Below are 13,516 nucleotides of genomic sequence, written 5' to 3'. Positions count from 1 at the left end.
GTCAGGGTGGGACTAACGTCGGGGTGTGGCGAACCCCTCCCCGGACGACGGTTCCGACCGCGCGTTTCTCGATGCGGCACCCGGCCCCATGCACCCCCGCGCCAGGGAGACCCTCGTCGCCGCGATCGATGCAGGGTGGGCCGACCCGCGACGCCTTCACCGTGAGGCGCGGGCCGCGCGCCGCCTGCTCGACCAGGCCCGTGAAGTGCTCGCGGCAGGACTCCAGGTCCGCCCCTCCGAGGTGGCCTTCGCCCCCGACGGCGCGACCGCCGTCCGCTGGATGGTCGAGGGCTTCAGGTATGCCGCGCGCCGTCGTGGAGCGCGCGTCGTCGCCTCCGCGGTCGAGCACTCGGCAGTGCTGGTCCCGGGCCGCCACTGCGCGGACTCCGCCGGCGACCCGGCGTTGTTCGCCACGGTCGGGGTGGACGGGGCTGGTCGGGTGGACCTCGAGGCGTGGTCCCGGGCGATCACAGCTCCCGGAACCGTCGCTGCTGCCCTCCAGCACGCCAACGGCGAGGTCGGTACCGTGCAGCCGCTCGACCGCGCCTGGGCGCTCTGCCAGGAGGCCGGGCTGCCGCTCGCCGTCGACGCCCAGGCCTCGCTGGGCCGGATGGCCGGCCCCACCTCCTACGACGCCCTTGCGGGCGATGCCCAGTCCTGGGGCGGTCCCGGCGGCCTCGGGGTGGTCGTGCTGCCCGAGCGCGCCCGGTGGCTGCTCCCCGGCGCGCCGGACCCCGACGCGGCGCTCAGCGGCCCGACCCGACACACCCCGTGGGTGCCTCTTGCCCTTGCCGCCGCGGAGGCCTGGCAACAGACCGAGGCGACGCGCGAGTCCGACGCGGCCGAGACCTTCACGCTCGTGGACCGGATCCGGGCCGCCGCGGCAGCCGTTCCCGACGTCGAGGTCGTGGGCGACGCGACCGTGCGACTCCCCCACGTCGTGACGTTCTCGGCCCTCTACGCCGACGGTGAGGCGCTCGTCCGCGAGTTCGACCGGCGCGGCTTCGGGGTGGGTTCGGGTTCGGCGTGCACGGCCAGCACGCTCGAACCCAGCCACGTCCTCGCGGCGATGGGTGCCCTGACGCACGGCAACGTCCGGATCACGGTGCCCCTCGCGGCGGTCGCTCCCGAGCGCGCGGCCCACGTCGACGCCTTCTGCGAGGTGATCGCTGACGCGGTCGCCTCGGTCCGCGCCGAGCTCGGAGCACACCGGTTGTGAGCCCTCCCCGGGACGGAGCGGAGCCCCCGCCCCTCGTCGTCGACGCACGTGGCCTGCGCTGTCCCCTACCCGTCATCCGCCTGGCACAGGCCGCGCGCGACGCGGCACCTGGAGCCGTGATGGAGGTGTGGGCCACGGACCCGGCGGCCAGGGCCGACATCCCCGCGTGGTGCCGGATGCGCGGCCAGGACTACCTCGGTGAGGTGCCCACGGACGGTGACCACGCGGCATACCGGGTCCGGCTGGTGTCCTGAGGCCTCGGCCTCAGGAAGCGGCGCCGAAGGTCGGTGGCGCCAGGGCGACGGCGTCTTCGAGCAGGCGCAGGTAGTCACGTCGCGAGACCGTCACCACCCCGAGGCTGCGCAGGTGGTCGGTGGCCCACTGCACGTCGATCAGCCGTCGCGGGTCGCCGTCGGCGAAGACGTAGCCCGCGGTGGCGACCACGGCGGCCTTGGAGGCGTCGGTCACGCGGTGGAACATCGACTCGCCCGCGAAGAGCCCGCCGACGGTGATTCCGTAGAGCCCGCCGACGAGCTCACCGTCCTGCCACGTCTCGATGCTGTGGGCCCATCCCAGAGCGTGCAGCTCGGTGTAGGCATCGGCGATCTCCTCGGTGATCCATCGCCCGTCCCGGCGCGGGTCGGCGCACGCGTCGACGACCTGCCGGAAGGCGGTGTCCACCCGCATCTCGAAGCGCCGCAACGACTTCTGCAGCGACCGACTGGCGTGGACGCCACCGGGCAGCAGCACGCCGCGGGGATCCGGCGACCACCACCCGAGCGGCCTGGCACCGTGTTCGCCCAGGCCCATCGGGAAGACGCCGCTGCGATAGGCCTCGACGAGGGTCCCAGCCCGCAGGTCGCCCCCGACCGCGACCATGTCCTCGCCGTCCTCCACCTCGCTGAGGTCGAACTCCCACGTGGTCGGCAGGGGCTCGACCGGGTCGGTCGCCACCGGTGGCGTCCTACGGCGCGATGCAGGCGATGTGGGGTTCGATGGCGTCGGCCGAATCCTGGCCGTACGCGTCCGCCAGCCGCTGGAGGAAGCTCGCCTTGCCGAGGGTGTACTCCTGGGTGCCCACCGTCTCGATGACGTAGGTCGCCAGCATCGACCCGAGCTCGGCGGCGTGCCGCAGCCCCAGGTCGGCTGCCAGACCGGTGAGGAAACCTGCGCGGAACGCGTCGCCCACTCCGGTCGGGTCGGCGCGCCGGACCTCGCGCGCCACCGACACCTCGATGGGGTCCTCCCCCTTGCGCTCGATGGTGACGCCCTCCTTGCCCCGCGTGATGACGCGGGTGTGCACCCGGTCGGCAACCTCCTCGGCACTCCAGCCGGTCTTCTGCTCGGTGAGCGCGGCTTCGTACTCGTTGGTGAGCAGGAAGTCGGCACCGTCGATGAGCTGGCGGATCGTCGCGCCGTCGGCGAAGGCCAGCTGCTGGCTGGGGTCGGCAGCGAACGGTATGCCGCGCGAGCGGCACTCGCGGGTGTGGCGCAGCATCGCCTCGGGGTCGTTGGCACCGATGAGCACGAGGTCGAGCCCGCCGACACGCGTGGCGATCGGGCCGAGCTCGATGGCCCTTGCCTCGCTCATCGCGCCGGCGTAGAAGGTCGCGATCTGGGCCATGTCCTCGTCCGTCGTGCAGACGAAGCGTGCGGTGTGCTTGGACTCGGACGTGTGCACCGATGCGCAGTCCACCCCGTGCCGCTCGAGCCAGCTGCGGTAGTCGCCGAAGTCCTCACCGACCGCTCCGACGAGGATCGGGCGCTGGCCGAGGTTGGCCATGCCGAACGCGATGTTGGCGGCCACGCCCCCGCGGCGCACCTCGAGGTCGTCGGCGAGGAATGACAACGAGACCTTGTCGAGCTGCTCCACGACGAGGCTGTCGCGGAACCTGCCCTTGAAGGTCATCAGGTGGTCGGTGGCAATGGAACCCGTGATGGCTATCTGCACTCTGGGAAACCTACCGTGCCATCCACCGAATGACTGTTGCTGCTGGCCCCGTGACACGGCACAGTCACCTCCATGAGCGAACCCGAGATCGGTGCCTTCGACTTCAGCGCCCTGCGCGCGACCTTCGTCAACTGCACGCTGAAACGGTCTCCGGAGCGGAGCCACACGCAGGGCCTGGTCGACATCAGCGCCGCCATCATGCGCAAGCACGGAGTCGAGGTCGAGGTGATCCGGGCGGTCGACCACGACATCGCGACCGGCGTCTACCTCGACATGACCGAGCACGGCTGGGACCGCGACGAGTGGCCGACCCTGTTTGCCCGGATCATCGACTCGGACATCCTCGTGGTGGCGGGCCCGATCTGGCTGGGCGACAACTCCAGCATCACCAAGCAGGTCATCGAGCGGCTCTATGCGGGGTCATCCATGACCAACGCGGCAGGCCAGTACGTCTACTACGGAAAGGTCGGTGGCGCGATCATCACCGGCAACGAGGACGGCATCAAGCACTGCTCGTCCAACATCCTCTACAGCCTCCAGCACATCGGCTACTCCATCCCACCGGCTGCGGACGCCGGGTGGATCGGCGAGGCGGGACCCGGTCCGTCCTACCTCGACCCGGGCAGCGGCGGCCCCGAGAACGAGTTCACCCAGCGGAACACCACGTTCATGACGTGGAACCTCATGCACCTGGCGGCCATGTTGAAGGCGGCGGGTGGCTTCCCGGTGGGCGGCAACCAGCGCACCGAGTGGGACGCGGGCGCCCGGTTCGTCACCAGTGGTGACGGGCCCCTCGGCGTTGCTCAGCTGCTGTGCGTGATCAGCTGCTGTGCTCGATCAACTGAAAGAGTCGCCGCAGGCGCAGGAGCTGCCCGCGTTGGGGTTGTCGATCGTGAAGCCCTGCTTCTCGATCGTGTCGGCGAAGTCGATGCTCGCGTCGACGAGGTAGGGGGCGCTCATCCGGTCCACGACGACCTCGACACCGTCGAAGTCGCGCACGAGGTCACCGTCGAGGGTGCGCTCGTCGAAGTAGAGCTGGTAGATGAGGCCCGAGCAGCCACCGGGCTGCACGCCGACGCGCAGGCGCAGGTCGTCGCGGCCCTCCTGCTCGAGCAGGGACTTGACCTTGGCGGCAGCAACGTCGGTGAGGAGCACGCCGTGCGTGGCCTCGGCAGGCGCCTCGGTCGCGTCGGCGGTCGTCGCCGGGGCGGTCTGGTCCTGAACACTCATGATGATGAGTCCTTCATGTCGGTGGAGGTCGGCCACCAGTGCCAACCTGCGGTTCTCGCGAAATGTTCCCCGCGCACCCCCCACTGTACGTCGTGGTCAGCTCCGGGGGGACCAGGTGGCCGCCACCCGGGCAGCGCGTGCCGAGAGCGTTCCGACCGGATCGGACATGGCAGCCTCGACCTGTGCGGGGGTCTGCGCCACGGCATAGCTGCCCGACAGCCCGAGGGTCATCGCCTCACGGCGCCCCACGAGGGTCTGGCCGGCAATGAGGACGCTCGGCGTGGCCGTCTCGAGCGCCATGGCGGCAACCCCGGCCACGACCTTGCCCTGCAGGCTCTGCCAGTCGAAGCAGCCCTCCCCCGTGACGACCAGGTCGGCCGCCCGCAGGAGGTCTCTGAACCCCACCGCCTCGAGGACCTCCGACACCCCGCTGACCCTGGTGCCCCCGAGCAGGGACAGTCCGTAGCCGAGGCCGCCCGCTGCGCCGGCGCCGGGCGCCTTGTCGAGGCGGCGGCCCGTACCGGTCAACAGGTCGGTCTGCTCCGGCAGCGTGCGACGGACCACCTCGACGAACCGTCCGAGCGCCCCCTCCAGGGCCTGGGCGATCTCGGGAGAGGCCCCCTTCTGCGGACTGAACACCGCGCTGGCGCCCTGGAGCCCGAGCAGCGGCGACTCGACGTCGGTGGCAAGGACGAGCTCGACACCGCGGAAGCGTTCGCGGGTGGCCGCGAGCGCCGGGAGGGCCGCGTCCGAGATGTCGGCCAGGGCCAGCCCACCCCGCGCGAGGTCCTGGGGTGCGCCCGCGCCGAGTGCCGCGAGCATTCCGGCGCCAGCGTCGTTGGTCGCACTGCCGCCGAGGCCGACCACGATCCGGGTGGCTCCCTCGCGCAGGGCAGCGTCGACGAGCTGGCCGACTCCCCACGTGCTGGTCACCGCGGGGTTCCGCTCGTCGGCTGAGAGCAGGTGCAGCCCTGCCGCCTGCGCCGACTCGAGGTATGCCGTGCGGTCACCGTCCGTGCCCGTCATCAGGATCGCGGCCGGCACGTCGCGACCGAGCGGGTCGGCGACCGTCACGGCCAAGGTCTGCGCCTCGGGGAGCGCCGACGCGAGCACGTCGAGGAAGCCCGGACCGCCGTCGGACAGCGGACGCAGGGTCAGCAGGTCGTGCGGGGCGGTGGCAGCCCACCCGTGGGCGATGGCCCTGGCGGCCTGCTGGGCGGTGAGGGTGCCGGTGAAGCAGTCCGGCGCGATGACGACGTGCACGCGCCCATCCTTCCAGCCCGGGCGCCGAGTGCCACGGCGGGTTTCTTCGCTCCCATTCTTCCGGGCTGCTGAGCACGAGCGGGGCGGATTCCTGTTCGCCGTGGAGGCCAGAGGGGCAAAACAGGTCCACAATGGATGGATGCGCCCCCGTCAGCCCGCCAAGAAACCGCATCTGCCGAACAGCCCGTTCCGGGCAGCTCCGGTGCCGGACATCCCGGACTTCGCAGTGAACGACCGGGTGACCCACGACCGGCACGGGCTCGGATCGGTCGTCAAGATCACCGGCGACCGCATCCACGTGAAGTTCGGTGAGAACACCGTCAGCGTGGCGATGTCCAGCAGCAAGATCCACCCGCTCTAGACCCCTCCACCCCTAGGGCACCAACGCAGCACCCAGGAGCCGGCGGGCGGCAGCCTCGTCCCCGTCGGTCACGAGCACCGCTGAGTCAGCGCGGTGCCACAGCGCAAGGTAGAGGTGCGACGCCGGTCCACTGACCCGGGCGACCGCCTCCTGCGCCACGTTGTCGTGGACGCAGACGGCGCCGTCGACGACCCGCACGGTCCACGAGGCGTTGGTGTCTGTGCAGGAGAAGGCGATGGGCTCGGCGGCCGGGATCACCTCCAGGGGCGGTCGGTCGGCGTGTCGGACCAGGCTCCGCGGAGCCATCACCTCGAAGACCTCGGCAACCCCGTCGGCTGCCTGCTCGGTCGTCAGTGCGGGGACGGTGTCAACGAGGCCGGCGGTCGGCAGCACACCGTGCGCCTGGAGCGCGTCGACGTGGTGCACCGTCGTCTCGTGGAACTGCCGGCGTCGCCAGAACCGGACGTCCTGGTGTCCCGGCACCGCCGAGAAGCTCCACGCCGGGTGCTCGGCCGGCAGCCCGGACAGGGTGGTCACGATCGTCTCGGCACACGCGGCATACCAGTCCGCCAGCGGCTGCTCGCGGTCACGTCGCGGGTAAGGGTCCGGCTGCGAACCGGTGCGCGCACAGTGCGCCGCCCACAGGTGCACCCGGCCCAGGTGGTCGACGAGGTCGGTGACGGTCCAGCCCGGACAAGCGGGCACGGAGGCCTGCGGGTCGGCGGCCCGGATCGTGCCGACCATGGCGGTCGTGGCTGCCAGCAGTGCTTCCACGAGGTCTGCGTCGTCCATGGCGGCGACCCTAGGGCACGGACCGCCCGCCTGGGTCCGGTCGTTCACGGCATACGATCGAGCCGTGAGCACCCCTGTGACGCAGTCGGACTCCCGGCCCACCAGTCCCCTGCCGCTGCTCGTCCTCGGACGTGGCACCGAGCTGCACACCGAGCGCGGAGTCGAGTGCCCGGGCGACCTGCCGGCCCCGTCCGAGCCGGGACTGGTCGAGCGCGCTCGCGCTGCGAAGGCGGCGCTGGGCGACCAGGTCTTCGTGCTGGGACACCACTACCAGCGCGACGAGGTCATCGAGTTCGCCGACGTCACCGGTGACTCGTTCAAGCTGGCCAAGGACGCGGCGGCCCGGCCGGAGGCGCCCTACATCGTCTTCTGCGGCGTGCACTTCATGGCCGAGTCCGCCGACATCCTCACCGGCGACAACCAGACCGTGATCCTTCCCGACCTCGCCGCCGGGTGCTCGATGGCCGACATGGCAGCCATCCGGCAGGTCGAGGACTGCTGGGACGACCTGGTCGAGGCCGGTGTGGCCGACGTGACCGTCCCGGTGACCTACATGAACTCTTCAGCAGCCATCAAGGCCTTCACCGGTCGGCACGGCGGCACGATCTGCACGTCGTCGAACGCCAAGACGGCGCTGACCTGGGCCCTGGAGCAGGCAGGCGACGGCGGCAAGGTGCTCTTCCTGCCCGACCAGCACCTGGGTCGCAACACCTTCGTGCGCGACCTGGGCGGCTCGCTCGACGGCTGTGTGGTGTTCGACCCCCACAAGCCGATGGGCGGCCTGACGCGACAGGAGCTCCAGGACGCCACGATGATCCTGTGGCGCGGCCACTGCTCCGTGCACGGACGGTTCAGCCTCGCCGCCGTGGAGCAGGCTCGTCGCGAGATCCCTGACGTCAAGGTGATCGTCCACCCCGAGTGCCAGCACGAGGTAGTCGAGGCCGCCGACGAGGTGGGCTCGACCGAGAAGATCATCCAGACCATCGCTGCCGCCCCCGACGGCACGAAGTGGGTGGTCGGCACCGAGCTCAACCTGGTGCGGCGGCTGGGCGCGCTCTTCCCGCGACAGCAGATCTCGTTCCTGGAGAAGAACGTCTGCTACTGCTCGACCATGAACCGGATCGACCTGCCCCACCTCGTCTGGGCGCTCGAGTCCCTGGTGGCCGGACGGGTGGTCAACGCCATCAAGGTCGACGACGAGGTCGCCCACTACGCGCGGGTGGCCCTCGACCAGATGCTGGCCCTCCCCGGAGAGACCTCGAAGGACTGACGCCGGTCCCGACGGCTCGGGCCGGAGAGTCCCGGCGGGACAGGCCGGGCGGGACACATGGGAGTGGCCGCCGCGAAGAGCAGCGGCCAGACCCCCTCCACGAACGGTCGTCAGTTGAGCCGCAGCCAGGTCTGCGTGCTCCCCGCCGCGAAGCAGCCGTTCACCGAGCTCGTGGTGACCAACGTCGCCGTGTTCGAGACGGCCTTGGAGAAGCCGAGCACGCAGCCCCCGCCGCGGGTCTGCGGTTGCAGGGCCACTGTGCCGTCGGACGAGACGCTGAGGACTCCTCGCTGGTCGGGACGGCTCAAGCCGTCGCCGTCGTCGTCGAGCACGTAGGTGAGCCCATCGTCCAGGGCCGGCTGAGCCACTACCAGCAGCAGGTTCGTCGCCGGGTGCAGCCACGAGCCCTCGACCTGGGTGGACACGGTGACCGTACGCTCCACCCCCGTCGGGAACCTTGGCTTGAGGGCGGGAGCGGCCGCTGTACGTGGCGACACCCGTTCCAGGCGCAGCGGGGGCTCGGCACCGCTGCCGCAGAGGTCGTTCAGGATGAACGTGTCCCCGACGACCTGGATACGCGTCTGGGTACACCCTCTGGCGGGACTGCTGGGGCTGCCGGATTCGGTCATCGTGTAGAGGTCGCCGTCGCGCTGGGTGACGCGTTCGGGACTGTCACCGGGGACGCCACTGGCGCGCACGTAGTCGGCTGCTGTTTCGACGTTCCAGAAACGACCGTCGGATGCGAACTCCCAGAGCCACGGGCTCTCGGGCTGGTTCTGCCACAGCCCCACCAGCTCGGGCGGGACGAGCGGTTGGCTCGGCGCGAGCCGACCCGAAGGAGGGGTCTGTGGGCTGTGGCTGTTCACCTGCCACAGCGCGACGCCCCCCACGACGAGTGCAGCTGCTGCGACCGCAGCAACCACCCAGCCCCGCTGTCGTCGGGGTGCGGTCCGTTCATCGGTGGGTCGTGAGTCGAGCAGTGTCATCAGGTTCCCCTCCATTCGATCCAGGTCGTGCTCGGAGACGACCAGCCCGTCCGCGACACGGTGCAGCGCCTCGCGGGTGCGGCCCTCCATGGCGTTCACAGCGACACCTCCAACTTGTCGTGCAGCCTCGCCAGCGCCCGGCTGGCGTGCTTCTTGACCGATCCCACCGAGATCTCCAGGAGGTCGGCCGTCTGTCGCTCGGTCAGGTCGAGGTAGTAGCGGCACACGACGACCTCGCGCTGCCGGGTCGGCAGCCCTTGGACGCCGGTGGCGATCCGCAGCGCCTCGTCGTGGGCGACCGCCTCGGTGTCCGCCCCGGGCAGCCAGGCGAGGTCCGGCGTCAGGGGTTCGGTCGCACGGACGGTGCGTGCCCGCCGCCGGTGCGCGGACCGACACCGGTTGACGACGACCGCGCGCAGGTAGGGGAGGGTCGCCGCGCGGTCACGCAGGGTGTGCCAGTTCCGGTACAGGGAGACATACGCGTCCTGCACGGCCTCCTCGGCGACACCTCGGTCGCTCGTGAGGAAGTACGCCAGGCGGACCAGGCTCGCGCCGTGCGCCCTGAACAGCAGCGGCAGCGCCTCGTCGCGCCCGACCACCACGGCAGTGGCATCGGGACCGAACTCGCTCGGCTCGGCAGGTCGCAGGACGGGGCTCACACACTCAGAGTCGCAGCGCAGCCCGGAAAGGTTGACCCCTTGCGACGACGAATCCCAACGGCCCTGCGCCCGAGTTCACTACGTCGGGTGGTGGAGGCGATCGAAGGCATACCGGCGCAGACTGGATGGTTCGCAGGGATTTGCGAGCCGGCAGAGCACCACCGGTTTCCGTGGACGGGCAGCCCGACCTGAGATTTCAGGGGCGGTCGGTCAGCTCGTCCACGGTCAGCACGAAGTCGCGCGACCGCAGCCGGTCGACCAGTGCATCGCCCATCGCCGTGGCCGGGGTGAGCACCCCGGCACCGGGGGGAAGCCGGTCGCCGTCCAGGGCCAGACACAAAGCGGACTCCCCCAGCATGACCGCCGTCGCGGCATACCCGGGGTCGCCCTGGGCCGACACCGTCGCGAGGTAGCGCCGCCCCGTCTCGGTGGTGGTGCGGATCTTCATGGAGAACCAGCCGGAACGGCGGTTCTGCTCACTGGGACCCTCGCCGGGCGACGGTGCCAGGCGGTCGAAGATCGGACGGGTGCGCGGGTTGGCCAGACCTGCGAAAGCCAGCCCCATCGCGGCGGTGAAGACGGTGGCCCGGCGGCGCCCGCTCAGCCCCCTGCCATAGGCGCTCACCTCGCGGTAGCGGAAGCGCCGACCATAGGCGTGGTCGCGCAAAGCATTGCTGCGCCTCACGATTCGCGTGTTGAAACCGGCCATGACGAATGGCCCGACCCACTCGCCGGTCTCGGCGTCGGCGAAGACCGACCTGGGGTCCCGCTCCTTACCTAGGTCCGGCTCGGCAGCCCGGTCCGGGCTCAGGGCATAGGGGTCGAAGAGGACCTTGCCCAGGGCCCGATTCTCACTCACCGCCTCCAGCTGCGCTCGCGAGGAGTCGATCGTGCCGCCGCTGAGGCCACCCTTGGACTTCGCGTGCAGTGTGGTGTCGAGCAGACCACCGGCGGCGTCAGCAACCGCGCGCTCGTGCAGCAACAGCACACCGAGGTCGGACGGGATCGAGTCGTAGCCGCAGGCCGTGACGATGCGCGCGCCGGTCTCGCGGGCTCGTGTGTCGACGGCGTCGATGGCCTTGCGCACGAACAGGACCTCGCCGGTGAGGTCGGCGTAGTGGGTGCCCGCCTCCGCGCACGCCTGGACGACCGGGATGCCGTAGCGCAGGTAGGGGCCGACCGTGGAGGCCAGTGCGGTCGTCGACCCGGCCAGCTGCTGCAAGGACGTCGCGTCGGCCACGTCAGCGGTGAGCAGCGGCCAGTCGTGGGCGCGAGCCGGCAACCCGGCTCGGACCTCCTCCAGGCGCTCGCGCGACCGGCCCGCCAGGGCGATCCGGACACCCTCCGGTGCGTGCTCGGCCAGGTACTCCGCCACGAGCCGGCCGACGAAGCCGGTGGCCCCGAAGATGACGAGGTCGTGGGTCCGGGTGGCGTTCGTTGCTTCGCTCATGAAGGGTTTCCGTTCGCTAGGGTCGGGAGGGTTCAGCGGGGCATGGCGCCGAGCCGCGCGAGCAGCACGGCCTCGGCGACACAGACCTTCTCGAACTCCCCCAGGTGCAGCGACTCGTTGGCGCCGTGGGCGCGCGTGTCGGGGTCCTCGACACCGGTGACGAGGATCGCTGCGTCGGGGAACTTCTGTGCGAACGACGCGACGAAGGGGATCGAGCCGCCCACGCCGATGTCGACCGGCTCGACTCCCCAGGCGTCGGTGAACGCCGCGCGTGCCTGGTCATAGACGGGACCGTTGGCGTCGGCGTCGAAGCCGGCGCCCTGGTCGTCGAGGTGGACCTCGACCTTCGCGCCCCACGGGGTGTTCTCGGCGATGTGACGCTGCACCGCGGCATACGCCTCCATGGGCACCTCGTCGGGGGCCAGCCGGATCGACACCTTGGCGCTCGCAGTGGGCACCAGGGTGTTGGAGGACTTGGCGACCGAGGGTGCGTCGATGCCGATGACGGTGGCAGTGGGCTTCGTCCAGATGCGGTCGAGCAGGGTGCCGGTGCCGATGACCTCGACCCCGTCGAGCAGGCCGGACTCCTCACGCAGCCGTGTCTCGTCGAACTCCAGGTCGCTGGCCTTGCCGGACTTGAGCCCGGCGATCGCGACGTCGCCGGCATCGTCGTGCAACGTCGCCAGGATGCGGATGAGCGGGGTGATCGCGTCGGGGACGGCCCCACCGAACATGCCCGAGTGGATGCCGTGGTCCAGGGTCGTCACCGTGACGACCACGCGGATCAGGCCGCGCAGGGTGGTGGTGAGGGCCGGCTCGCCGATGGCCCAGTTGGTGGAGTCGGCGAGGACGATGGCGTCGGCGCGCAGCTTCTCGCCGTGCTTCTCCAGCAACGTCGGCAGCGAGTCGGAGCCGATCTCCTCCTCCCCCTCGACGAAGACGGTGACTCCGACGGGCAGGTTGCCGGCGTGGGCGCGCAGGGCGGCCAGGTGGGCCATGATGCCGGCCTTGTCGTCCGCTGCGCCGCGCCCGTAGAGACGGCCGTCACGCTCCGTGGGCTCGAACGGCGGGCTGTCCCAGTCCTTCTCGTCACCGGGCGGCTGCACGTCGTGGTGGGCGTAGAGCATGACCGTGGGCGCACCCTCGGGCCCGTCGATGTGCCCGATGACCGCTGGGCGACCTCCCTCGCGCACGATCTCGACGTCGAGCCCCTCGGCCCGCAGCAGCGCGGCGGTCGCCTGGGCACTGGCCTCGACGTAGGCCTGGTCGAACGCGTCGAGGCTCACGCTGGGGATGCGGGTGAGGTCCTCGAGGTCCTTGCGCAGGCTCGGCATGAGGCCCGCGACAGTGGTCTTGAGGGCGGAGATCTGGTCGGTCGTCGGCACGTCGTCGGTCACGACGGGGAGCCTAACGCGTGGCTGCGGGGCCACCTCGGGGGTCACCCCCGGCTCGCGATTCCGGGGAAGGTGACCACACGGCATACAGTGAACTCGTGTTTGGACGTAACAAGACCCTGAACGAGCAGCAGACCGCATCGGTCACTCATGCCCCCCGCGAGGGAGCCAAGAACCGGCCCACGCCCAAGCGCAAGGACCAGGAGGCAGCCAACCGGCGCCCACTGGTGGTCACCGACCGCAAGGCCGCACGCGACACCGACAAGGTCAAGCGCCGCGAGGCCCAGCTCAAGCAGCGGGCCGCGATGGCCACGGGCGACGAGGCCCACCTGCCCGCTCGCGACAAGGGACCGGTGCGTCGCTACATAAGGGACTACATCGACGCCCGCTGGAACCTCGGCGAGTTCATGCTCCCGGTCATGATCGTGGTGCTCGCGCTGTCGTTCATCCGCATCCCGGCCGTGTTCGCCGCCGTCTCGATCGGCGTCTACGGCCTCCTGCTGGCCGCCGCCATCGACGGCTTTCTCATGTGGCGAAGGCTCAAGAAGCTGCTCGTCGCCAAGTTCGGTGAGGACAAGGTCGGTCGCGGCCTGGCGATGTACGCCGTGATGCGCGGCTTCCAGCTCCGGCGCTCGCGCATGCCGAAGGCCCTGGTCAAGCGCGGCGACTTCCCCGTCTGAGCGGCTGTGGGGCTGCCCCTGGGCAGCTGGTCTGCACCTACTCCGCGGCGCGCAGGCTCATCGGCCCGTAGACGAGGGCGCCTTCGTGGAAGAGCTTGACCGCGTCGACACCGAGGTCGGTGAGCTCGTGCCACGACTCGCCGAACCAGTTCTCGGCGTCCGACTGCGACGGGAACGCGGTCGTCACCAGCTCGTCGCCGGTCATGGCGTTGCCCTCGCCGTCGAGGTAGGTCCAGGTCCACGCATCGCTCATGGTTCCAC

At 70.7% G+C, this 13,516-nt stretch carries 15 protein-coding genes and 1 pseudogene; 6 read left to right on the top strand and 10 right to left on the bottom strand.

The genetic code is table 11. The features are described from left to right. Positions 1–25: 25 nt before the first annotated feature. Together AC1DS4_RS12910 and AC1DS4_RS12905 are read left to right on the top strand one after the other, a co-directional pair. Complete coding sequence (locus AC1DS4_RS12910) at positions 26–1,219, top strand: aminotransferase class V-fold PLP-dependent enzyme (protein ID WP_477623634.1); 1,194 nt, start codon at positions 26–28, stop codon at positions 1,217–1,219. Then, positions 1,216–1,473 carry a sulfurtransferase TusA family protein gene (locus AC1DS4_RS12905; RefSeq protein ID WP_477623633.1) on the top strand — a complete coding sequence of 86 codons (258 nt, stop codon included), beginning with the start codon at positions 1,216–1,218 and terminating at the stop codon, positions 1,471–1,473. The genes AC1DS4_RS12910 and AC1DS4_RS12905 overlap by 4 nt, the downstream gene beginning before the upstream one ends. A 10-nt stretch (positions 1,474–1,483) precedes the next feature. Here the strand turns inward: AC1DS4_RS12905 and aat are convergent, their stop codons facing one another. Together aat and AC1DS4_RS12895 are read right to left on the bottom strand one after the other, a co-directional pair. Further along, positions 1,484–2,173, bottom strand: a complete 690-nt coding sequence (gene aat, locus AC1DS4_RS12900) for a leucyl/phenylalanyl-tRNA--protein transferase (RefSeq protein ID WP_477613240.1) — start codon at positions 2,171–2,173, stop codon at positions 1,484–1,486. Positions 2,174–2,183: 10 nt separating this feature from the next. Beyond that, positions 2,184–3,170 (bottom strand): carbohydrate kinase family protein, encoded by a 987-nt coding sequence (locus AC1DS4_RS12895; RefSeq protein ID WP_477623632.1) that lies wholly within the window; start codon positions 3,168–3,170, stop codon positions 2,184–2,186. Between the two features lie 72 nt (positions 3,171–3,242). Between AC1DS4_RS12895 and AC1DS4_RS12890 the strand changes: the two are divergent. Beyond that, a pseudogene (locus AC1DS4_RS12890) lies at positions 3,243–3,941 on the top strand (flavodoxin family protein); the annotation flags it as partial. A 66-nt stretch (positions 3,942–4,007) separates the two neighbouring features. Here AC1DS4_RS12890 and erpA read toward each other — a convergent pair. Then, positions 4,008–4,400, bottom strand: coding sequence for an iron-sulfur cluster insertion protein ErpA (gene erpA / locus AC1DS4_RS12885; protein ID WP_477613243.1), 393 nt, complete (start codon positions 4,398–4,400; stop codon positions 4,008–4,010). 96 nt (positions 4,401–4,496) lie between these two features. After that, positions 4,497–5,663 (bottom strand): glycerate kinase family protein, encoded by a 1,167-nt coding sequence (locus AC1DS4_RS12880; protein ID WP_477632284.1) that lies wholly within the window; start codon positions 5,661–5,663, stop codon positions 4,497–4,499. Between the two features lie 139 nt (positions 5,664–5,802). Between AC1DS4_RS12880 and AC1DS4_RS12875 the strand changes: the two genes are divergently transcribed. Next, on the top strand, positions 5,803–6,024 hold the full coding sequence (locus AC1DS4_RS12875) for a hypothetical protein (RefSeq protein ID WP_477613245.1): 222 nt from the start codon (positions 5,803–5,805) through the stop codon (positions 6,022–6,024). 12 nt (positions 6,025–6,036) lie between these two features. Here AC1DS4_RS12875 and AC1DS4_RS12870 read toward each other — a convergent pair whose 3' ends face one another. Further along, complete coding sequence (locus AC1DS4_RS12870; protein ID WP_477623629.1) at positions 6,037–6,816, bottom strand: maleylpyruvate isomerase N-terminal domain-containing protein; 780 nt, start codon at positions 6,814–6,816, stop codon at positions 6,037–6,039. Between the two features lie 76 nt (positions 6,817–6,892). On the opposite strand from AC1DS4_RS12870, the gene nadA reads away from it, so the two are divergent. Then, positions 6,893–8,086 carry a quinolinate synthase NadA gene (gene nadA, locus AC1DS4_RS12865; RefSeq protein WP_477623816.1) on the top strand — a complete coding sequence of 398 codons (1,194 nt, stop codon included), beginning with the start codon at positions 6,893–6,895 and terminating at the stop codon, positions 8,084–8,086. A 110-nt stretch (positions 8,087–8,196) separates the two neighbouring features. Here nadA and AC1DS4_RS12860 read toward each other — a convergent pair whose 3' ends face one another. From AC1DS4_RS12860 to AC1DS4_RS12845, 4 genes are all read right to left on the bottom strand, one after another. Further along, positions 8,197–9,171, bottom strand: a complete 975-nt coding sequence (locus AC1DS4_RS12860; protein ID WP_477623628.1) for a hypothetical protein — start codon at positions 9,169–9,171, stop codon at positions 8,197–8,199. Then, positions 9,168–9,731 (bottom strand): RNA polymerase sigma factor, encoded by a 564-nt coding sequence (locus AC1DS4_RS12855; protein ID WP_477623627.1) that lies wholly within the window; start codon positions 9,729–9,731, stop codon positions 9,168–9,170. The genes AC1DS4_RS12860 and AC1DS4_RS12855 overlap by 4 nt, the downstream gene beginning before the upstream one ends. Positions 9,732–9,927: 196 nt before the next feature. Then, positions 9,928–11,181 carry a saccharopine dehydrogenase family protein gene (locus AC1DS4_RS12850; RefSeq protein ID WP_477623626.1) on the bottom strand — a complete coding sequence of 418 codons (1,254 nt, stop codon included), beginning with the start codon at positions 11,179–11,181 and terminating at the stop codon, positions 9,928–9,930. Between the two features lie 32 nt (positions 11,182–11,213). Next, entirely contained in the window at positions 11,214–12,578 is a 1,365-nt protein-coding gene (locus AC1DS4_RS12845; protein WP_477632285.1) for a M20/M25/M40 family metallo-hydrolase, read from the bottom strand. 95 nt (positions 12,579–12,673) lie between these two features. Between AC1DS4_RS12845 and AC1DS4_RS12840 the strand changes: the two genes are divergently transcribed. Next, entirely contained in the window at positions 12,674–13,255 is a 582-nt protein-coding gene (locus tag AC1DS4_RS12840; RefSeq protein WP_477613250.1) for a DUF3043 domain-containing protein, read from the top strand. Positions 13,256–13,292: 37 nt separating this feature from the next. On the opposite strand, the gene AC1DS4_RS12835 is transcribed toward AC1DS4_RS12840, so the two are convergent. Then, positions 13,293–13,508: a hypothetical protein gene (locus AC1DS4_RS12835; protein ID WP_477613251.1), complete on the bottom strand. Its 216-nt coding sequence runs from the start codon at positions 13,506–13,508 to the stop codon at positions 13,293–13,295. Between the last annotated feature and the right edge of the window lie 8 nt (positions 13,509–13,516).

The organism is Pedococcus sp. P3_C7, from assembly GCF_056402615.1.
Note: the sequence above shows the minus strand (reverse complement) of the source record. Positions and strands in the feature narration are given on the sequence as shown.